At 64.6% G+C, this 17,981-nt stretch carries 19 protein-coding genes; 14 read left to right on the top strand and 5 right to left on the bottom strand.

What is annotated here, in order from left to right; genetic code table 11:
* The first annotated feature begins 302 nt into the window (after positions 1-302).
* The 8 genes from BEN47_RS18965 (at position 303) to BEN47_RS18930 (ending at position 9,149) form a co-directional block, all read left to right on the top strand.
* Positions 303-2,117, top strand: a complete 1,815-nt coding sequence (locus BEN47_RS18965) for a PAS domain-containing protein (RefSeq protein ID WP_083322596.1) — start codon at positions 303-305, stop codon at positions 2,115-2,117.
* Complete coding sequence (locus tag BEN47_RS18960; protein ID WP_070730758.1) at positions 2,060-4,213, top strand: sensor histidine kinase; 2,154 nt, start codon at positions 2,060-2,062, stop codon at positions 4,211-4,213. The genes BEN47_RS18965 and BEN47_RS18960 overlap by 58 nt, the downstream gene beginning before the upstream one ends.
* Positions 4,210-4,863 (top strand): response regulator, encoded by a 654-nt coding sequence (locus tag BEN47_RS18955; protein WP_070730756.1) that lies wholly within the window; start codon positions 4,210-4,212, stop codon positions 4,861-4,863. The genes BEN47_RS18960 and BEN47_RS18955 overlap by 4 nt, the downstream gene beginning before the upstream one ends.
* A gap of 364 nt (positions 4,864-5,227) precedes the next feature.
* Positions 5,228-5,527, top strand: coding sequence for a hypothetical protein (locus BEN47_RS18950; protein ID WP_070730754.1), 300 nt, complete (start codon positions 5,228-5,230; stop codon positions 5,525-5,527).
* 69 nt (positions 5,528-5,596) lie between these two features.
* Positions 5,597-6,655, top strand: coding sequence for a chemotaxis protein CheB (locus tag BEN47_RS18945; RefSeq protein ID WP_070730752.1), 1,059 nt, complete (start codon positions 5,597-5,599; stop codon positions 6,653-6,655).
* Positions 6,656-6,946: 291 nt separating this feature from the next.
* Positions 6,947-7,504 (top strand): RNA polymerase sigma factor, encoded by a 558-nt coding sequence (locus BEN47_RS18940; RefSeq protein WP_083322595.1) that lies wholly within the window; start codon positions 6,947-6,949, stop codon positions 7,502-7,504.
* A gap of 58 nt (positions 7,505-7,562) precedes the next feature.
* Positions 7,563-7,832 (top strand): hypothetical protein, encoded by a 270-nt coding sequence (locus tag BEN47_RS18935; protein ID WP_070730748.1) that lies wholly within the window; start codon positions 7,563-7,565, stop codon positions 7,830-7,832.
* 180 nt (positions 7,833-8,012) lie between these two features.
* Positions 8,013-9,149, top strand: coding sequence for a PAS domain-containing sensor histidine kinase (locus tag BEN47_RS18930; RefSeq protein ID WP_070730746.1), 1,137 nt, complete (start codon positions 8,013-8,015; stop codon positions 9,147-9,149).
* 335 nt (positions 9,150-9,484) lie between these two features.
* On the opposite strand, the gene BEN47_RS18925 is transcribed toward BEN47_RS18930, so the two are convergent.
* The 3 genes from BEN47_RS18925 to BEN47_RS18920 form a co-directional block, all read right to left on the bottom strand.
* Positions 9,485-10,048 carry a PAS domain-containing protein gene (locus BEN47_RS18925; RefSeq protein ID WP_070730743.1) on the bottom strand — a complete coding sequence of 188 codons (564 nt, stop codon included), beginning with the start codon at positions 10,046-10,048 and terminating at the stop codon, positions 9,485-9,487.
* Positions 10,049-10,260: 212 nt separating this feature from the next.
* Positions 10,261-10,410 (bottom strand): hypothetical protein, encoded by a 150-nt coding sequence (locus tag BEN47_RS21620; protein WP_158011106.1) that lies wholly within the window; start codon positions 10,408-10,410, stop codon positions 10,261-10,263.
* A 322-nt stretch (positions 10,411-10,732) separates the two neighbouring features.
* Positions 10,733-11,155, bottom strand: coding sequence for a response regulator (locus BEN47_RS18920; protein WP_070730741.1), 423 nt, complete (start codon positions 11,153-11,155; stop codon positions 10,733-10,735).
* 275 nt (positions 11,156-11,430) lie between these two features.
* On the opposite strand from BEN47_RS18920, the gene BEN47_RS18915 reads away from it, so the two are divergent.
* The 6 genes from BEN47_RS18915 to BEN47_RS18895 all read left to right on the top strand — a co-directional run bounded on the left by BEN47_RS18915 (position 11,431) and on the right by BEN47_RS18895 (position 16,812).
* On the top strand, positions 11,431-12,573 hold the full coding sequence (locus tag BEN47_RS18915; RefSeq protein ID WP_125921814.1) for a PAS domain S-box protein: 1,143 nt from the start codon (positions 11,431-11,433) through the stop codon (positions 12,571-12,573).
* 5 nt (positions 12,574-12,578) lie between these two features.
* Positions 12,579-12,650 carry a HAMP domain-containing histidine kinase gene (locus BEN47_RS22925; RefSeq protein ID WP_083322604.1) on the top strand — a complete coding sequence of 24 codons (72 nt, stop codon included), beginning with the start codon at positions 12,579-12,581 and terminating at the stop codon, positions 12,648-12,650.
* A 166-nt stretch (positions 12,651-12,816) separates the two neighbouring features.
* Entirely contained in the window at positions 12,817-13,530 is a 714-nt protein-coding gene (locus BEN47_RS18910; RefSeq protein WP_070730737.1) for a GAF domain-containing protein, read from the top strand.
* A 284-nt stretch (positions 13,531-13,814) separates the two neighbouring features.
* Positions 13,815-14,306 (top strand): hypothetical protein, encoded by a 492-nt coding sequence (locus tag BEN47_RS18905; protein ID WP_125921813.1) that lies wholly within the window; start codon positions 13,815-13,817, stop codon positions 14,304-14,306.
* Between the two features lie 533 nt (positions 14,307-14,839).
* Positions 14,840-15,331 (top strand): hypothetical protein, encoded by a 492-nt coding sequence (locus BEN47_RS18900; protein ID WP_070730733.1) that lies wholly within the window; start codon positions 14,840-14,842, stop codon positions 15,329-15,331.
* 290 nt (positions 15,332-15,621) lie between these two features.
* Positions 15,622-16,812: a lactonase family protein gene (locus BEN47_RS18895; protein ID WP_158011105.1), complete on the top strand. Its 1,191-nt coding sequence runs from the start codon at positions 15,622-15,624 to the stop codon at positions 16,810-16,812.
* Between the two features lie 172 nt (positions 16,813-16,984).
* On the opposite strand, the gene BEN47_RS18890 is transcribed toward BEN47_RS18895, so the two are convergent.
* Together BEN47_RS18890 and BEN47_RS18885 are read right to left on the bottom strand one after the other, a co-directional pair.
* Positions 16,985-17,299 carry a DUF6929 family protein gene (locus BEN47_RS18890; RefSeq protein WP_438830508.1) on the bottom strand — a complete coding sequence of 105 codons (315 nt, stop codon included), beginning with the start codon at positions 17,297-17,299 and terminating at the stop codon, positions 16,985-16,987.
* Positions 17,227-17,871 (bottom strand): DUF6929 family protein, encoded by a 645-nt coding sequence (locus BEN47_RS18885; RefSeq protein WP_070730729.1) that lies wholly within the window; start codon positions 17,869-17,871, stop codon positions 17,227-17,229. The genes BEN47_RS18890 and BEN47_RS18885 overlap by 73 nt, the downstream gene beginning before the upstream one ends.
* Between the last annotated feature and the right edge of the window lie 110 nt (positions 17,872-17,981).

Below are 17,981 nucleotides of genomic sequence, written 5' to 3'. Positions count from 1 at the left end.
GTTCCCTGTTTTGGTCCCACTACCCCGGCACTACGTGCGTGGGGTGAAGCAGGGGGGGGGGCGCGCCGCCGCACCCCAACACCACGCCTTCCGCCCGGCAGCCGTACGCCCACTATGTAGCCGAATAGTTGAGTTGGACAGACGCTGGGTTCCTAACGCTGGTTAAAGGCTAAAAAAGTGTATATTGTATAATCAGGCAATGCTTTGCTCCACAGCATTTTCAATGTCCAAACCTGAAACGGTAATTTTTGCGCAAGCCTTTGGAGCAGGCAAGTAGCGACTCCCGTTGCCCATTGTCCGCCATGCGCAAACCCAACTCCTTTGGTCCTGAGCCAGCGAGCCCCCCCGCTGCTTCCTCCAATGGCAATGCCGCCGGAATGAGCGCTGACGCGGAATCCTTGCTGCAAGGCTTGCCCTGGGGCGTGGTGGTGCTCGACGCGCACGGCAGCGTGCTGCGCCTGAATGAGCAGGCGGCCCGCTGGTGGGGGGTGCGCCCGCAGGAGGTGCAATGCAAACCGTGGGGGCCCGCCACTGCCGGCACGCTGCCCGCCGACCTGTTACAAGCATTGCAAGCGGTGACGAGCAGCCCGGCGCGGCCTGATGCTGCGTATTTTCTGCCGCATCACCAGGAGTGGATTACCATGACCAGTGCCCACCAAGGCGACGGCTGGGTGGTGTACTGGCAGGACGTGACCGAGCGCGAGCAGGCGGCACAGGAACTGCTGCACGTGAAGGACGAGCTGGCTCGGCGCGCTACCGACAACTACGCGACGCTGTACAACTCGATGGACGAGGGCTTCTGCATCCTGGAAGTCCTCTTCGACGCGGCGCAGCACCCCGTCGATTACCGTTTCCTGGACGTGAATCCGGCGTTTGAAAAGCACACCGGCCTGCGCGGGGCCCAGGGCAAAACCATCTGCGAGCTGGTGCCCGACATCGAGCCGCATTGGGCGGCTATTTACGGGCGGGTGGCCCTCACCGGCGAGTCGACGCGGCTTGAGGAACATTCCGAGTCGATGGGCCGCTGGTTCAATTTGTACGCCTTTTCCGTCGGACCACGGCAGAACCGGCACGTCGGCGTGCTGTTCGCCGACGTCACCGAACGCAAGCGGACGGAGGAAGCCCGGCGTGAATCGGACGCCCACCTGCGGCAGGCCGTGGGGCTGGCCCACCTGGGCATTTGCCAGTGGGACTACCAGACGGACCTGATGCGGGGCAACGACGAGCGGTTCCTGATGCTGGGCCTCGACCCCGCCCGGGCAGAAATTACCGTGGCCGAGGCCATCGCCCTGACCCACCCCGACGACCGCCCGGCCTGGGCCGGCATCCGCGAGCAGCTGGAAGCGCGGGGCGAATTCCGGGCCGATTACCGCATCGTGCGGCCCGGCGACGGGGCCGTGCGCTGGCTCTCGGAGGTGGGGCGCGTGGTGGAGTGGCAGCACGATAAGCCGGCCCGCATCCACAGCGTACTGCTCGACGTGACCGACAGCCACGAAGCCGCCGAAGCCCTGCGCCAGTCCGAGGCCCGCTACCGCTCCCTGTTCGACAACATGGAGCAGGGCTTTTGCCTGCTCGAACAAGTAGCCACGGCCCCCGGCGCGCCCACCGACTACCGCTACCGGGCCGTGAACCCGGCGTTTGAGCGCCACTCCGGCCTGGCCGACGCCACCGGCCGCACCATTCGGGAGCTGGTGCCCGGCGTCGAGCCCTACATCATGGCCATCTTCGACGAGGTGGCGACCAGCGGCGAATCGCGCCGGTTTGGCGGCTACGTAGCCGACCTGGACCGGTGGGTGGAAGTGGAAGCCGTGGCGGAGGCGCAGCCCGGCCACCTGGCGGTGCTGTTCAGCGACGTGTCGGCGCGCCACCGGGCCGAGCAAACCCTGCGGGAAAGCGAGGCCCGTGCGCAGGCCGCCCGCGCCGAGGCGGTGCAGGCCCAGGCCGCCGCCGAAGCCCAGCGCCAGCGCCTGCACCGGCTTGTTGCCGAGGCTCCGGCCCTGATTGCCACCCTGCGCGCCCCCACCACATCGTCGAGCTGGCCAATGAGAGCTTCTGCCGCATGTTCGGGGGCCGCGAGCTGGTGGGCCGGCCCTACCGCGAGGCCGCGCCCGATTTGACCGGCCAGCCGTTTTTTGAGCGGCTCGATGCGGTGTACCGCACCGGCGAGACGTATTTCGGCACCGACGAGCTGATGGCCCTGGACCGCACCAACTCCGGCCGGTCGGAACAGTTTTACGCCAGCTACATCTATCAGGCTACCCGCGACGAGGCCGGCCAGGTCGATGGCATTCTGATTTTTGCCTCCGAGGTGACTGAGCAGGTGATGGCCCGCCAGGAGCGCGAAACCCAGCGGCAGCGGCAGCAGGAACTCTTCGAGCAGGCCCCCGTGGCGATGGGCGTCTTCAGCGGCCCCGATTACGTGGTGGAGGTGTGCAACCCGAAGCTGGAAGCCATCTGGGGGCGACCGGCGGCCGAGGTGCTGGGGCGGCCCGTGTTCGAGGCGCTGCCCGAAGTCCGCGACCAGGGCTTCCGGGAGCTGCTGGACGGCGTACGGGCCACCGGCACGCCCTACGTGGCGCGCGAAATGCTCGTGCAGCTGCTGCACCACGGCGAGCTGACTTCGGTGTACCTCGATTTCGTGTACCAGCCGCTGCGCGATGCCCAGGGCAGCATCACGGCCATTGCCGCCGTGGCCAGCGACGTGAGCGCCCGCAAGCAGGTCGAGGCGCAGCTGCTGGCCTTCAACGCCGGCCTGGAGCAGCAGGTGGCCGCCCGCACCCAGGACCTGGCCGAGAGCCAGACCCGGCTGCAGTCCGTGGTCGATGCCGTGACCACGAACGTGGTGCTGATGCGGGCCGTGCGCAACGGCGGCGGCGGCATCCTGGATTTTGAGTTCGAACTAATCAACCCGGCCACCCAGGCCTATTACCCCGGCCGAGCCGTCATCGGGCAGCGCTTCAGCGAGCTGAACCCCGGCATCCGGCTCACCCCCATTTTCGAGCAGCTGGTGGCAGTGGTCGAAACCGGCCGGCGGGCTGATTTTGAGGTGCATTACAACCACGAGGGCCTCAACAGCTGGTTCCGGCTGGTGGGGGTGAAGCTCGGCGACGGGCTGCTCTACACCGCCGAAGACATCACGCCCCGCAAGCTGCTGGAGCAGGACCAGACCAAGAGCCTGGCCCTGCTGCAACAGTCGGAAGCGGTGGCCGCGATGGGCAGCTGGGACTATGATTTGGGCACCCAGGAGCTGACCTGGTCCGAGGGCCTCTACCACCTCTTCGGCCGGCCCGTGGGCAGCCCCGTGCAGCTCCAGGTCTTTCTCGACGCCGTGGTGGACGACGACCGGCCCGCCGCCGCCCGCCTGCTGCGCACCCTCAGCGCCGGCAGCAGCCGCTTCGACGCGTCGCTGCGCCTGCGGGTGGGCGACGTGGTGAAGACCGTGCGCTTCAAGGCCGTGCCCGTGCCCGACGTGCCGGGCGAGGCGGTGCGGGTGCTGGGTGTGTGCCTGGACGTGAGCGACGTGCAGCGCCTCGAAGCCGAGAACCTGGCCCTCAAGCTCGACCATCACAAGGAGCTGCTGCTGGCCATTCTGCAGGCCCAGGAAACCGAGCGCCAGCGCCTGGGCGAGGTGCTGCACAACGGCCTGGGCCAGGTGCTCTACGCCGCCAAGCTGCGCCTCGACCAGCTCGACACGCCCGCCCTGCACGCGCTGCCCGTCCTGGCCGGCCTGTACCAGCAAAGCGTGGGCCTGCTGGCCGAAGCCATGCGCCAGAACCGCACTCTGGCCCACGAGCTGGTGCCCACTTCGCTCGTCAACTTTGGCCTCGCGGCGGCGGTGCGCGACGTGTGCCGGGACCTGTCGACGCCGCAGCTGCGCATCGAGTGCCACATCTGGGGCGAGGAGCCCGCCCTGCCGCAGCCCGTGCAGGTCACGCTCTTCCGGCTGGCCCAGGAGCTGGCCCTCAACATCGTGCGGCACGCCAGCGCCACCGAGGCCACTCTGGAGCTGGAAACCATGCCCGGCGGCGTCAGCCTGCGGGCCGAAGACAACGGCCACGGCTTCGACCCCCTCACCGTGGCCGAGGGCCTGGGCCTGCGCACCGCGCGCAACGCCGTGGCCCTGCTCGGCGGCACCGTGGCCGTGGATTCCTCGCCCGAGTTCGGCACCCACATTCGCCTGCGCATTCCGTTGCCCTTATTCTCCTCGCCATGATTCGTGTTTTTATCGTCGACGACCATTCCCTTATCCGCGACGGGCTGCGCACGCTGCTCGCCGCCGACCCCTTATTTAGCGTGGTGGGCGAAGCCGGCAACGGGCAGGAGCTGCTTGACCAGCTGCCCACCGTGGCCGCCGACGTGGTGCTGCTGGACCTGAACATGCCCGTGCTCGACGGGCTGGCCACCACCCTCCGCCTGCGGGCCGAGTACCCGGACCTGCGCATCCTCCTGCTCTCAATGATGACCCACGAGCGCACCATTGGCGAAGCGCTGGCGGCCGGGGCCCACGGCTACGTGCTCAAAAACGCCGATAAGTACGAAATTGTGGCGGCCCTGCAGGGCGTGGCTTCGGGCAAGCGGTTTCTGTGCTCGGAAATCGGCCTGGGCTTGTTGGAAAAAATACTGCTTCAGGAGGCCCGTACTCCGGCCCCCGGCACTACCCCTGGGGTGGCCCTCACGCACCGGGAGCGGGAAATTCTTCAGCTGGTGGCTACTGGGCTCACAAACCAGGAAATCGCTGACCAGCTCTTCACCAGCCGGCGCACGGTGGAGTCGCACCGCCAAAACCTGCTGGAAAAAACCGGCGTCAAAAACACCCCGGCGCTGGTGAAGTACGCCATGGAGCGGGGCCTGCTTCAGCAGTAAGGAGCGCAGTTCTCGGGCGGGGTAGCCGGGGATGGGACGGTCACTTAAGCCCTTACGGCCCCTTGGCGTTCGGGCCGGGGCCGTTTCCCGACCGTAACGGCGTTGGAGCCGGGGCATGGCATCCCCGTATTTATACGGGGATGCAAAGGGGTATTCACCTTGCGCAAATCGGGTAAATATGCTGTAGCTCGCTGGATTGTGGGAGTTGTTCCTTTGTGTAGTTGTTTGGGAACCTTGATTTTAACGGCCAGCACGGCCGGTAGAATGCCTTTTGGTTTTCTGAACAGCGTCCGGCCGCGGCCTCCCTAGGCGGGTTTGCCGCGACGCGGCGCGACCGTGATTCACCACACTTCCCCGTTTTTCCATGCCCTTTCTCATTGCTGATTCGATGACTGAAACGGCCGCCCCGGCGCTAACGTCCGTGAGCCTGGCCGACTTAACGGCGAAACAGCTGGCTTGTCTGCTGGTGGCGCCGCCGCCGCGCCTGCTGGTTGACTGCGGCGGGCTGCTGCTGCCGCACCCGCTGGGGGTGTGCCGCTTCGTGGCGCAGCTGCTGCAAATGCACCAACGCGGGACCCGGCTGTGGCTGTGCGACGTGCATCCGGCGCTGCGCTGCTGCTTGCACCGGCTGGGGCTGGAAAAGGTGTTCCACCTGAACGGGTAAGCGCTGCCAACCGCTGCCGCCCCTGCCGGCCCGGAGCCAGGCCGCGCAAATTCCCCCTAAAAAACACCTATGAAAACGCCCAAAAAGACCCCCAAGCACCACCGGGACATTATCGTCATCGGGGCTTCCACCGGTGGGGTGACGGCCCTGATGGAACTGGTGAAAGCGCTGCCAGCCGACTTTCCGGCCCCCATCTTTGTGGTGATGCACGTGCCGGCCGATTCGCCGGGCACCCTGCCGCAGCTGCTCAACACGGTGTCGGCCCTGAAAGCCCGGCACCCGCAGGACGGGGAAGTGGTGGAACCGGGCGTCATCTACGTGGCCCGGCCCGACCACCACCTGCTGCTCGAAGGCGACCGGGTGCTGGTGGCGCGGGGCCCGAAGGAAAACCGGTTCCGGCCGTCCATCGACGCGCTGTTTCGCTCGGCGGCTTATACCTACGGCCCCCGGGCAATCGGCGTGGTGCTCACGGGCTACCTCGACGACGGCACCTCCGGGCTGTGGAGCGTGCAGCGCATGGGCGGGGTGGCCGTGGTGCAGGAACCCCAGGACGCCGAGCAGCCGTCGATGCCCACCAACGCCCTGGAATTCGTGGCGGCCGACCACGTGGTGCCCCTGGCCCAAATGGGAACGCTGCTGGTGGGCCTCATTCAGGAGCGCGCGCCCGCCAAGCCCCGTTTGCCCGCCGCCGAGCTGGACCTGCTCAAAATCGAGCTGACCATCGCCAAGCAGGGCGGGGGCTTCGAGCTGGGCATCATCGACAAAGGCAAGCTCACGCCTTTTACCTGCCCCGACTGCCACGGGGCCCTCACCCAGCTCATTGAAGGCAAGCTGATTCGCTACCGCTGCCACACGGGCCACGCCTACACCGTCAGCGCCTTGCTCAGCGAAGTCACGGAGTCGGTCGAGAGCATGCTCTACCAGTCCATGCGCGGGCTGGAAGAAACCAAGATGCTGCTCCAGAACCTGGGCCGCCACTTCGCCGACGACCTGCAGGAAGCCGTGGCCGCGCTGTTTTTCCGCAAAGCCGACGAAACCGGCCACCAGGCCCGCATCGTGCACGAATCCATCCTGAAGCACGAGGCCCTGAGCGGCGACCTGCAGTTTGAACGCAAGAAGCTGGCCTAATCCAACTGTTTAACAACCTTATTATTATCCGATTTCCGCTACGTATGGTGTTGTTAGTTCTGTTATTATTCTGCTCGTGCCTGGGCTGCCTGCGGGAAGGGGTGTGGACCACCTACACGCCTGCTGACGTGGCCCGGTGGCACGCCCACGCGGCGGACGAAACAGCGGTTCCTCGCCAAGCGCTGCCGCAACGGCAGCTCGTCGCGCCGCGCCTGGCTCGTGGTTTTTCCGGTCCTGCCGAAGGCGTTGCGCGACGCCGGGAGGCTTCCCCCACCCCTCACCTTGCTTCCCATGAATCCCGCGTCCATGCTGCGTGAAACGGCCCCCGACGAAGCCCTGCTTCTCCAGCGCCTGCTGGCGCGCGACGAGCAAGCCCTACGCTTGTTGCACGCGCGGTACGCCAAAAACTTGTTGGGGGTGGTGTTGCGTCTGGTGCGCGACGAGGCCTTGGCGCAGGATGTGCTGCAGGAAGCCTGGCTCAAAGTCTGGCTCCACATTGACAGCTACGACGCCGAACGAGGCCGGCTCTTCACGTGGCTGGCGCGCGTGTGCTCCAACCACGCCGTGGACGTGCTGCGCAGCCCCCGCTACCGGTTCCACCACCAAAACCGGTCGCTGGAAGTAGCCGGCGCGGAACGGGTCCCCGCACCGGCTTCCTTCAAACCCGAACACATTGGGGTGCGGGAGCTCGCCGGGCAGCTAAAGCCCCGGCAGCGCGAAGTCATTGACCTGCTGTATTTCGGCGGCTGCACGCACGTGGAAGCCGCCGAAGAGCTCGGCATTCCCCTGGCCACGGTAAAAACGCGGGCGCGCGCCGCGCTACTGGTGCTGGCCACTCTGGCCCGGTAGCAGTTCGGGGCAGTCCTTCATTTTACTGACGCTTTGTTCCACTCCAGTGCAAGAGCCCATGCCCTTCCTATTCCTTGGGCTTGACGTAATTCCGGCCGGCCGGCAGCTGGCTTTTGCCCGCCACCCGGCAGAACGGGCGCACATCTTTCGCCGGGTGGGTGGCCGGGCCGGGCCATGGCACCGAGTGGCCGTCTACGCCCGCTCCCCCTACCTGGACGAGGACGTGCTGGCACCCGGCACCTTTGTCGAGTACTACGTGCACGTGCAGGCCGATGCCGACGCGGGCACCCTGCAAGTCTGCAGCCACCTGCTGAGCGCTACTACATAAAACAGAACGGCTGGTGAAACGGCAGGACCGGCCCGGCCGCACGTTGCCACTTAATTCCTCTTGCGCCACCCGATAAGGGTTGCCTCCCGAACAAATTTTCACCATTGCTAATCTGCCAAAAGGTAGCGCCCATTACCGTACCCGCTGTTCCAGGGGCTGCTTTTCCTACTCCCCCATACCATGCTTGATTTTGCGGCCCTTTTCCTGGCTCAGGCGAACGCCAGCGCCCAAGTGCAGTTTGTCTACGACATTGCCGCCGGCCGGGTGATTTTCGTCAACCACGCCTACGAGCAGGTGTTGCTTGGCACCGATGCCAGCGTCAACGCCGAATTGCCCGCCCTGCTGGCCCGCGTTCACCCCGACGACCGGGGCTACCTGGCCGAGCACTGGGCCCGGTGGGTGCGGGGCGAGCAGTTGGGCGAAATTAACGTCCGCTTGCAGCGCGGGGACGAGTCGGCGCAGTGGTTCGCGGCCATCCCCTACTACCATCCGGCGGCGGCGGCGACGGGGCCGCTACTGGTTTGCACGCTGCACGACATCAGCGCCGCCAAGCACCACCAGGCCAATTCCGACTTGTTCAACAGCCGCAAAAACGTGGCGCTGGAAGTCCTTTCGCACGATGCCAGCGGGGCCTTTGTCATGGTGGAGCAGCTGGCCCAATACCTGCGCGAGGAGTTGCCCGAGGCCGGGCAGTCGCAGGTGCAGCTGCTCCAGATGCTGGAGAACACCAGCCGTGAGAGCGTGAAGATGATTCGCGACCTCATCAACACCGAATTCGCGGCGGCCGTGACCACGAACCTGAAGATTGACCGGGTGGACCTGGGCGCAGTGCTGCGCGACCCCCTGGAGCAGCTGCGCCTCGGCCACGAGCTGCTGGGCCACCACTTCGCCTACACGCTGCCGGCGGCGGCCGTGTACGTGAACCTGGACGTGAACAAGTTCACGCAGGTGGTCATCAACCTGGTGAGCAACGCCATGAAGTTTACCCCGCACGAGGGCCACGTGCGGGTGGCCGTGGTGAGGCTGGCCGACCGGGCGCGGGTGGAAGTGTCCGACGACGGCATCGGGATTCCGGCGGCTATGCTGCCGCACGTGTTCGAGCGGTTCACCCGCGCCCGTCGGCCCGGCCTGCGGGGCGAGGAAACCATTGGCCTGGGCCTGTCGCTCTGCAAAACCATCGTGGAGTGGCACGAGGGGGCGGTATCCGTGACCAGCACCGAGGGCGAAGGCAGCGTGTTTACCGTGGAAGTTCCCTTGGCCGAGGGCTTTGGCAGCCGGTTGCCCGACCAGTTGGTAGAGGCCGTCACTTTTCACTAACCAGGCGGTTGGCAAATAAAGAGATTAGGAAACAAACCGTGTTTAAGGGCTGCTGACAAGGTGATTTATAGCGGTTTTCAGATTCGTGTACGTAGCGCAGTCGGAGGACCTCACCCCCAGCCCCTCTCCAAAAAAGAGGAGAGCCTGACGAAACGGTACATCACCCTGAGAACCGCTGTAAGCAGGTATTTATCGCGGCAATGACCACTGCGACGGCTCTCCGAACTCATCCTGCCCCCGTTCCCGTCCCTACGTGCCCCTGCAGTCCCTTCTCGCCACGCTTGAAGCCAGCAGTGCTGCTATCATCGGTGCCGAGGCCCCGGCCGATGGTGGCGTTACGGGCGGGCCTGGGTTGGCGGGAAGTACTCGAGGAGCAGCTGGCTGATTTTGTCGCGCGTGAGGGGCTTGGTGAGGTAGCTGCTGCTAGGCAGCTCGGGCAGGGCCTGGCGGCGGGGCCGGCCGAGCAGCGGGCGGGTAGGCAGCAGCTCCTGGGTGTGGGGGTGCACCAAAGTCCAGACGTGGCCGGGGCCAGCGAAGAGGTTAATCTGGGCCGGGGCCTGGCCGAAAAGGCGCAGCAGGCGGTTGCGCTGCTCCTCGGCTTCGGCGCGGGCGGCCTCGGCCTCGTGGGTGCGCAGCTGCACGCGGGCTTCCAGCTCGTGGTTGAGCTGCTGCAGGTCCTGGCGCGCCAGGACCTGCCCGGTCACTTCAATGCCAACGGTTATCAGGCCCGTCACCTGCCCCAACGCGTCGTGCAGGGGCTGGTAGGTGAATTTGTAGTAGCCCAAGGTCAGTAGGCCAGCCTGGGCATCGGCGCGGGCTGCCTCTTCCCGGGCCTGGCTTTCGCGCAGGGCGGTTTCGACGGGCGGGCGGGGCTGGTCGGCGGTATCGGTGAAGCTCACCAGCAGGCCGGCTCCGGCGCGGCGGGCCGCCAGGCGTTAGTAGTTGTCGTGGCCGTCGGCTTGGTAGTTGATGTTGTATTCGCGGGGCTCCCCCTACTCGAAGGCCTGGACGTGGAAATGGAAGGTGCCGTGGTCTTTACTGTGCGGCCAATGCCCCAGGTGGGTGAGGGTGGGCACTTCGGGCATGCCCATCATGCGCTGGGCGGCAGGATTCAGGTACTCGAAGTGAAGTCGGTTATCTCACCCGAACCAGCGGGGGCGTACCGGGGCGAGTAGAGAATGACGCCGGTGAGCGACACCGCCAGCAACTCACGCAGCAGGACAGCATCGGGGGCAAGGGCGGCAGCGGCGGGCGGAAACATAGGCAAACGTAGCGCAGGGAAGCAAGCGAGCCGAGCCGCAGTTGGGCAACGCGCTACGTTCGGACGACGAAGATGCAAGTCAACACAGACAGCTGCGAGCAGGGTTGCCGGCTGCCTAGAAACGCGAGGCGAGGGCAAGACGATGGGCTGGCTGAGCCCGGTGGAGGAACGGCAGCGTCTGGAGCAGCTGCTGCGCGGTTTTGCGCCACTAAGCGGGATTCAAGGACCGGCCGCGTTTTGAGGGATAGGGTGGAAACGAAACGAGCGGGCCAACGGGTCCGCTTGTTCTGCTCGTAAGTATTGCAACTGGCTCGGTGAGCCCCTACGACGCCGGAAAGCGGCGTTGGAAGTGGAGCTTGAGGATGGTGTCGAGCTTTTCTTTCGTGAGGGGCTTGCTGACCAGCCCGGCGATGGGCAGGGACTCGACGCGGCCGAGGTCGTCCGAACTCATGAAGGCGGTGTGCATGACAATGACCACGGCTTGTTGCTGGTTTTCGGGCAGCTGCTGGTAGGCGTCGACAAAGGCCATGCCATCCATGCGGGGCATCTTCACGTCGAGCAGCACCAGAACCGGGCTGGTGGGGTTGGCATCCAAAGCGAGCTGCTCCAGGGCCGCGAGGGCTTGCACGCCGTCGTTGGCCGAGAGGTACTGGTCGGCGACGCCCAGTTCCTGCAGCAGGCGTTTATTAAGGTCATTAGTGAGTTGGTCGTCGTCGACCAGTAGCACACTGGAAAGTTTTATCATAAAAAGAGCAGGCCCGTGGGAAAGCCGGGCGTGAACAGGTCCTGTTTCCGGTAAACCGGCGCCGCACAAAAGTAGTGCCGGGGTGCCTTGTAAAGCCAGCATAATAAAAAAGGCGGCACCTTCCGGTTGTCGGCTTTCGAGCCCGATGGGCAGGTGCTGCAACTTCACCCGCCGCATGGACCAGGGCGGGGCGTTTGGCGTATACCTTGAGCTGGACGCCACCACCGCCTCGACCGCTGGCGGCGCAGACTGGCCCTTTCCCTTCGTTATTCCCTTTGATTTATGTCCTCCCCCTCATCCACCCCGGCTTCGTCCGCCCCCAAGAAGAAGCAGGTCAAGTCCCTGCAGGAAAAAAATACCCGCCTGCGGGAGCAGAAGGCGGCCGCGACGAGCAAAAAGCAGTGGACGAGCGGTACCAGCGCAGCCAAGACCGGTTCCGGACCGTGTTCGAGAACTCGCCGATGGGCCAGAAAATCATCGACCCGGACCTGTGCATCCGCCAGGCCAACCAGGCGCTGGCCACGATGCTAGGCCTGAAAGGCCCGAAGCAGTTGGTGGGGCGCAGAATCATCGACTTTGCCCACCCCGACTTTGTCCAGGACTGGGAGCAGCTGCAGGAGCAGCTCTGGGCCCACAGGAAGCCGAGCTTCGTGCTGGAAACCTGCCTGGTGCGCCCGGACAAGTCCTCGTTCTGGTGCCGGGTCACGTCGGTGCTCTTTCCCGACGAGGAAGGCGAGCTGGGCTACACCACGCTGGAAGATATAACGAAACGCAAGGAGTTGGAGCTGGCCAACCAGCACCTCTACGCCACGCAGGAAACCATTCTGCAGCTGGCCGCCCACGACCTCAAAGCGCCCCTCGCCAACATCCTCATGATAGTGACCATGCTACGGGGCAACGCCGGGGTGCTCAGCATCGACTCGGCCAAGGCCCGGCAGGACGTAGAGGAGCTGCTGGCCCTGGCGGAGCAGGCCTGCGGGCAAGCCAACGCCCTGCTGCGCGACGTGCTGTTTCTGGGCCAGCTAGAGGCCACTCGCGCCACCAAACACCGCACCAACCTGGGGGCCTTCCTGGACAAGCGCATGGCCGTGTTCCGCCTCTCGGCGCAGGAAAAAAGCATTCACCTGCGCCTGGAACGGCCCAAAACCCCCATTCACGCCAACATCCACGCCGACAAGTTCGGCCGCATCCTCGACAACCTGCTCTCCAACGCCCTCAACTTTACGCCCGCCGGCGGGAAGATTCGCGTGGGGCTGCGCCAGCTCAAAGGCCGCGTTCGCCTCGTGGTGCACGACACCGGGCTGGGCATTCCGAAAGCGCTGCAGCCCCACGTGTTCGACAAGTTCACCTCGCCGCGCGGCCGGGCCTGTACGGCGACACCACCACGGGCCTGGGCCTGTTCATCACCAAGCAGATAGTGGAGATGCACCAGGGCAAAATCTGGCTCGAAAGCAAGGAGAACGAGGGCACCACCTTTTTCATCGACCTGGAATAAGCACCGGCTACACGTTGAAGGACAGGGCGTATACGAAGCGAGCGGGCCAGACGGCCCGCTCGCTCTGGCTTAGGCGAATTTCGCCACCACGGCCCGGCGCAGGCTGTAGGGCAGCATTTTTGTATGCTTATCTTGCGTCCGTTGCTCCCTTTTACCTACTGCCCGCATGGTAAACCTTCCCCCTTCCGCCCTGCCCAACGACGAATATGCCCGGCTCCTGGCCTTACGTTCTTTCGAGGTGCTCGCCGCTTTGGCCGAGCCCGTATTCGAAGAGTTCGTCGCGTTGGCCGCGCGCCTGTTCCAGGTGCCTATCTCGCTTCTGTCCGTGGTAGAAGAAGCCGACGTGCACTACCCGACCAACGTGGGCATGCCCGGCCACCGCCGGCAGCCGCGCGCGGAGGCCCTGTGCTCCACGGCCATCGCGCTGGGCCGGGCCGTGGTCTACCACGACGTGACGCTGGAACACCACCCCCCTATTCCGGCCGAGGCCCTGCGGGCGGCGGAACAAAACCACGTGCGCTTTTACGCCGGGGCCCTGCTGCTGCTGCCGGACCACCGCCCGCTCGGCACGCTGTGCCTCGTCGACCGTGAGCCCCGCCCCTTTACCCCCGACGAGCAGCGCATTCTGGAACTGCTCGCGAGCCTGGTCAGCCACACGCTGGCCGTGCGCCAGCTATGCCGCGCCCGCCCGAACGACGGCGAAGGCCAATGGACGCACCTGAGCGCCGAGCTGCACGAAGAAATCGGGGCCCTCAACGCGCTGGTGCGCTACCTCAACGCCCGCAACGACCACGAGGTACCCGTGCCGAAGGCCTTTCTGACCCAGGTGGAAGGCCGTCTGCAAGACCTGCAAGCGGTGCTGGATGCCCACCGTTTCTAAAGGAAACCATTGCGTGGCGCCGGGCCGCGCGGTTGGTGGCGCAGGAAATGGCCCGGCAAGTGGCCGAGCTACCGCAAATTACAAACAGTGGTCATGGCTCTTATTACTTTCTGATGTTACGCACGAAATGCGGCTACGCTTCAAAAAGCGGCTTTTGTTGCGTTGAGAAACGCTGTTTCCGGCCAATGGACGCAGGGGCCGCGTAACATCAATTACTTTTACTCAACAACGCCTAAAACGGTACTTAAGCCCGGCGCCTGGTGCGCCGGGCTTTCCCCCTTATTATGATGGACGCAACTACCCGAAACGAAGAAGACACCATGCAGCCGGAAATAGCCGAGTTTTCCGCGGTGCTGCACCAGCAAGGGGTGCACGCCGCCCTGGGCTACCTGAACCACCGCACGCCCCACCGCTACACCGGCATGTGGCGTTTCGATGGGGACATGCTGCGCAGCGAGGTGCTGTTTGACCGGAAACTGGACGATGTGCGGCAGGGAGCCGACGCCCCCATGGCCGCTACGTACTGCTCGCTGGTGGGCCGCACCGAGGCCCCGGTGCAGATTCTGGACGCCACCGTGGACCCGCAGGCGCTGGGCATCGAAACGCCGGTTATTTCCTACTGCGGCGCGCTTATCCGCGACGGGGAGGGCAAGGCTTTCGGCACGCTGTGCCACTACGACCTGCAGCGCTGCCAGGAGCGCACCACCGACCAGCCTCTACTGAATGCCGCCGCGCAGCTGTTGTATGAGCGGCTGCACCCGAGCGACGCGAAGTAGGCTGGGGCAGTTGGGCAGTGGGCCGGATGCTACCGGGGACGGCCGGCGCCACTGGCAGCCGGTTTTAAGCTTGTAGCAGATGGCGCCTAATTCCTAATCAGCTGTGTATTAGGCGTACAATGTGCCTCCATCATGCTGCCCGAATAGGTTGCAAACGAGGACTGGGCAGGGTTTTGAGCATGGCGCGCCTGTGGCAAACGTCTTCAACCCAGCCCCGGGCTGCTGGCGGGGTAAGTATGGGTCTTGAAGTAGGTAAAGCCGACTTTTTTGATGTTTTGGAACCCGATGTAGTTAGCAAAAATTTAAACCAAACGATAGCACCAGCCAGTTTGGCATCGTTAATGCTGAACCGTAGAATTCAGCAAGAGCTACTTCGTCAGGCATGCAGCTTGCGGCCTTTCCTTAGCGACAGGGTTGGAAAGGGCGGTCAGGTGCCCTCAGGCAGGCAACACCAACTACCTTCACAGCCCAGGGCACTGCTCATTCCATCTTCATTTGCCGGCACGCCCCGTAGTGCTCTCCCCCTTCTGCTCATGCTCCAAAAAATAACAAATGCTTTCGGCAAGGTATACCTAACCATCGAGCACGATAGCGCCAATAAGTGGGTGTACAACAACTGGATAGGGTACCAGACTCAACCCGGCATTAAAGTAGGGGCGGATGCCTGCCTGGCTCCCCTGCAAACCAATGCCTGCGCCTACCTGCTCAACGACAACCGCGAAGTGGTGGGGCCCTGGGACCACGCCGTGGAGTGGATTGTGACGGACTGGGCCCCGCGTGCCCTGGCCTTGGGCCTTACCCACTTTGCCAACGTGGTCAGCCCCGAATCCATGGCCGCCCTTTCGGCACAGGCCATGCACCTGGGCCTGGGCGGACGGCTGGTAATGCGCATGTTTGGTAGCATCGACGAAGCCAAGGAGTGGCTGCGCGCCGAGCAACAAGCTGCCAGCGGCAACGCGGCAACAGCAGGCAGACACGCCGGAAGCGAATCGAACGCTGCCCCAGCCCCAGCAGCTCGCCAATAACTAACCGCTGGCCGGAGCTGGCGCCGCCGGTTTGGACTGAGACAGCCCGCCATTCATCACCGTGTCTGTCAGCACTATCTGGCGGCCACTCGCGACGCATCTTACCAAGGCATAACCGGTCGTTCGGCAGCGACAGGATGCTTCCTGCGTCAGCACGACGGTTCCGGTTGATGGGGCAGCCGCGAAGACGAAGCCCCCCTCCCGCTTTGTTGCACAACTGCTTTAGCCAGTGGCCTTGGTGTGCAGTGTTTGTCGCACATTTGTAGCTCACCTGCAAAGTCATGCTCCTGATGCTTTTCGCCCTTATTTCGCCCCGCTGCCGTTCAATTATCAGCAGCATTGGCTTGCTTGTGATGGGGATGGCGGGCTGCACCCGACCGGCAGTGAACGCCAGCCCGCAGGACTACCTGGTGTACGTGGGCACCAACGTGGCTTCAAATCAGGAAAACACCATTTTCCTCTACCGTCTCTCCTCCACTACCGGGGCCCTTGCCCTGGTAAGCGCCCAGCCCGGCGGCGCCAGCCCCACCTACCTGACCCTTGACGGCAAGAAGCGGTTTCTGTATGCTGTAAATGAAACCCAGACCTTTCGGGGGGCCAAAAGCGGCAGCGTGCGGTCTTTTGCAGTAGACCAGCGCACCGGCAGCCTCACCCTGCTCAACGAGCAGCCCTCGGCGGGGGCCGCGCCCTGCTACATCAGCCTCGACGGCAAAGGCAAAGTGGCCCTGGTGGCCAACTACGTGGGCGGCACCAGCAGCCTGCTGGCTATAGGTGCCGATGGCCAGCTGGCCCCTCCCAGTTCCGTGGCCCGGCACGCAGGCCAGGGCCCGCACAAAAACCAGGAAGCCCCTCACGCCCACTGCATCATCACGGACCCCGCCAACGTGTATGCCTTCACCGTGGACCTGGGCACCGACCGCGTGCACCGCTACCGCCTAAACACTGCCCAGGGCCTGCTGACGGAAACGGCCGAGCCCGCCTTTGTGGCGCCGGCCGGCGCCGGCCCCCGGCACCTCACGTTTCATCCCAACGGCAAGCTGGCCTACCCGATAAACGAGCTCAACTCGACCATAACGGCCCTGGCCTACGACAAGGCCGCGGGCCAGTTCCGCAAGCTCCAGACCTTGCCGGCCCTACCCGCCGACTTTGCCGGCCCCAATTCCTGCGCCGACATTCACGTTTCGCCCAACGGCCGGTTCCTCTACGCCTCCAACCGGGGCCACAACAGCATTGCCGTGTTCAGCATCGATGCGGCTACCGGCACGCTCAAGCCCGTGCAGCACGTGCCCACGCAAGGCAAAACACCCCGGAATTTTGTCCTCGACCCCAGTGGCCGCCTGCTCCTGGTAGCCAATCAAAATTCCAATAACCTGGTGAGCTACCGCGTGGACCAGCAAACGGGCCGGCTCACTCCTACCGGCCAAACGGCGGAAGTGCCTTCGCCCATGTTTTTGCAGGTTGTGGAGGATTTCAGGAAGTAGTTGTTTTGCTCGGTGTAACCTCACCCCCTGGCGTTCACCTCACCCCCTGACCCCCTCTCCAAAAAAGAGGGGGCACCGGTTGGTGGGGACGATTCCGTGAGGAGCATTTCCGGTTCCCCCTCTTTTCTGGAGAGGGGGTCAGGGGGTGAGGTGCCGGCGGGGTGAGGTGCGCTTACAGAACCACTTCGGCAAGCACGGCCGTGCTGCCGCCCGCGTCGTCATCGGTTACCAGCAGTAGCTCCCACCGGCCCTCCGCCAAAGCCCGGCGCACGGCCAAGCCCTCTACTTTGCCGTGGTAGGCGCGGCCATCGGCCCAGACCAGGCGGGCAAAGGTCCCGGTGTTCTTTTTAAGGTCCAGAACGCCCACGAAGGAGCCGAGCACGGGGCCATCCAGCACGGCATCGGCCGTGTCTTCTACCGAGGCGGTAACGAATAATCGGTCGCCGACAAACGTGGCGCCCGAAAAGCCGGCTGGTCGCCCGTCGATGGTGGGAACGGGAAACAGCTGCGGCCGGCCACTGCCGGCGCCGGCGCCTGGCCCGCCAGAAACCGCAGCGTGGCTGCCAGCGGCAGCCGAAACAGCAACGCTCCGCCCGTGGCCCCCACCGTGCGCTGAAACAGCAGCAGCTCCGTGGCCGAGGTGGCGGCCGCCTCCACGTTGAGCACCGCACCTGGCGCGAGCTGTGCCCGGAGCAGCGCATAGAGCGAGGCCAGGCCCACCAGCACCGGGTCGCCGCCCGACACTGGCAGAAACCAGCCATTTTCGCGCGCCGGCGTGCTGCCCGAGCCCATTGCCAGCACGCCGGCCTGGCCCGTGGGCCACGTCAGGGCCGTGAGGGCTTCAAGGTCGGGCTTGGTGCTTTTGGGAATGCGGCCCAAGCCAAACTCCATGCTTTTGAACAGCTGCACCTGCGCGAGTACGACCAGGGTGGTCGCATCGAGCAAATACACAAAGGGCGCATCGTCGCTGACGACGTAGGCCACGGGGCCAATCACCTCAATTCCGGAGGCGGACGGCAGGCCGGGAATGGTGTCTTCGGAAAGAATGGTGGCGGTCATCCTTATATGCTTAAGTACTGAAGCTGTTTAGGAAATAGACTTTCTAAACAGCTTCAGTAAGACATTATCAGCAAATGTTTTACTGTCTTAATCTTGCTGCTCAGTTCTGG

The sequence above is a fragment of the Hymenobacter lapidarius genome, from assembly GCF_001816145.1.
In the GTDB taxonomy this organism is placed as follows: Bacteria; Bacteroidota; Bacteroidia; order Cytophagales; family Hymenobacteraceae; genus Hymenobacter; species Hymenobacter lapidarius.
Note: the sequence above shows the minus strand (reverse complement) of the source record. Positions and strands in the feature narration are given on the sequence as shown.

What these genes read in the sequence shown, in the direction of transcription:
- BEN47_RS18905 (WP_125921813.1), top strand. Translation starts at nt 13,815, where the DNA reads ATGATGGACGCAACTACCCGAAACGAAGAAGACACCATGCAGCCGGAA.
- BEN47_RS18950 (WP_070730754.1), top strand. Translation starts at nt 5,228, where the DNA reads ATGCCCTTTCTCATTGCTGATTCGATGACTGAAACGGCCGCCCCGGCG.
- BEN47_RS21620 (WP_158011106.1), bottom strand. Translation starts at nt 10,410, where the DNA reads ATGTTTCCGCCCGCCGCTGCCGCCCTTGCCCCCGATGCTGTCCTGCTG.
- BEN47_RS18960 (WP_070730758.1), top strand. Translation starts at nt 2,060, where the DNA reads ATGTTCGGGGGCCGCGAGCTGGTGGGCCGGCCCTACCGCGAGGCCGCG.
- BEN47_RS18895 (WP_158011105.1), top strand. Translation starts at nt 15,622, where the DNA reads ATGCTTTTCGCCCTTATTTCGCCCCGCTGCCGTTCAATTATCAGCAGC.
- BEN47_RS18935 (WP_070730748.1), top strand. Translation starts at nt 7,563, where the DNA reads ATGCCCTTCCTATTCCTTGGGCTTGACGTAATTCCGGCCGGCCGGCAG.
- BEN47_RS18920 (WP_070730741.1), bottom strand. Translation starts at nt 11,155, where the DNA reads ATGATAAAACTTTCCAGTGTGCTACTGGTCGACGACGACCAACTCACT.
- BEN47_RS18885 (WP_070730729.1), bottom strand. Translation starts at nt 17,871, where the DNA reads ATGACCGCCACCATTCTTTCCGAAGACACCATTCCCGGCCTGCCGTCC.
- BEN47_RS18900 (WP_070730733.1), top strand. Translation starts at nt 14,840, where the DNA reads ATGCTCCAAAAAATAACAAATGCTTTCGGCAAGGTATACCTAACCATC.
- BEN47_RS18945 (WP_070730752.1), top strand. Translation starts at nt 5,597, where the DNA reads ATGAAAACGCCCAAAAAGACCCCCAAGCACCACCGGGACATTATCGTC.
- BEN47_RS18930 (WP_070730746.1), top strand. Translation starts at nt 8,013, where the DNA reads ATGCTTGATTTTGCGGCCCTTTTCCTGGCTCAGGCGAACGCCAGCGCC.
- BEN47_RS18955 (WP_070730756.1), top strand. Translation starts at nt 4,210, where the DNA reads ATGATTCGTGTTTTTATCGTCGACGACCATTCCCTTATCCGCGACGGG.
- BEN47_RS18910 (WP_070730737.1), top strand. Translation starts at nt 12,817, where the DNA reads ATGGTAAACCTTCCCCCTTCCGCCCTGCCCAACGACGAATATGCCCGG.
- BEN47_RS18940 (WP_083322595.1), top strand. Translation starts at nt 6,947, where the DNA reads ATGAATCCCGCGTCCATGCTGCGTGAAACGGCCCCCGACGAAGCCCTG.
- BEN47_RS18965 (WP_083322596.1), top strand. Translation starts at nt 303, where the DNA reads ATGCGCAAACCCAACTCCTTTGGTCCTGAGCCAGCGAGCCCCCCCGCT.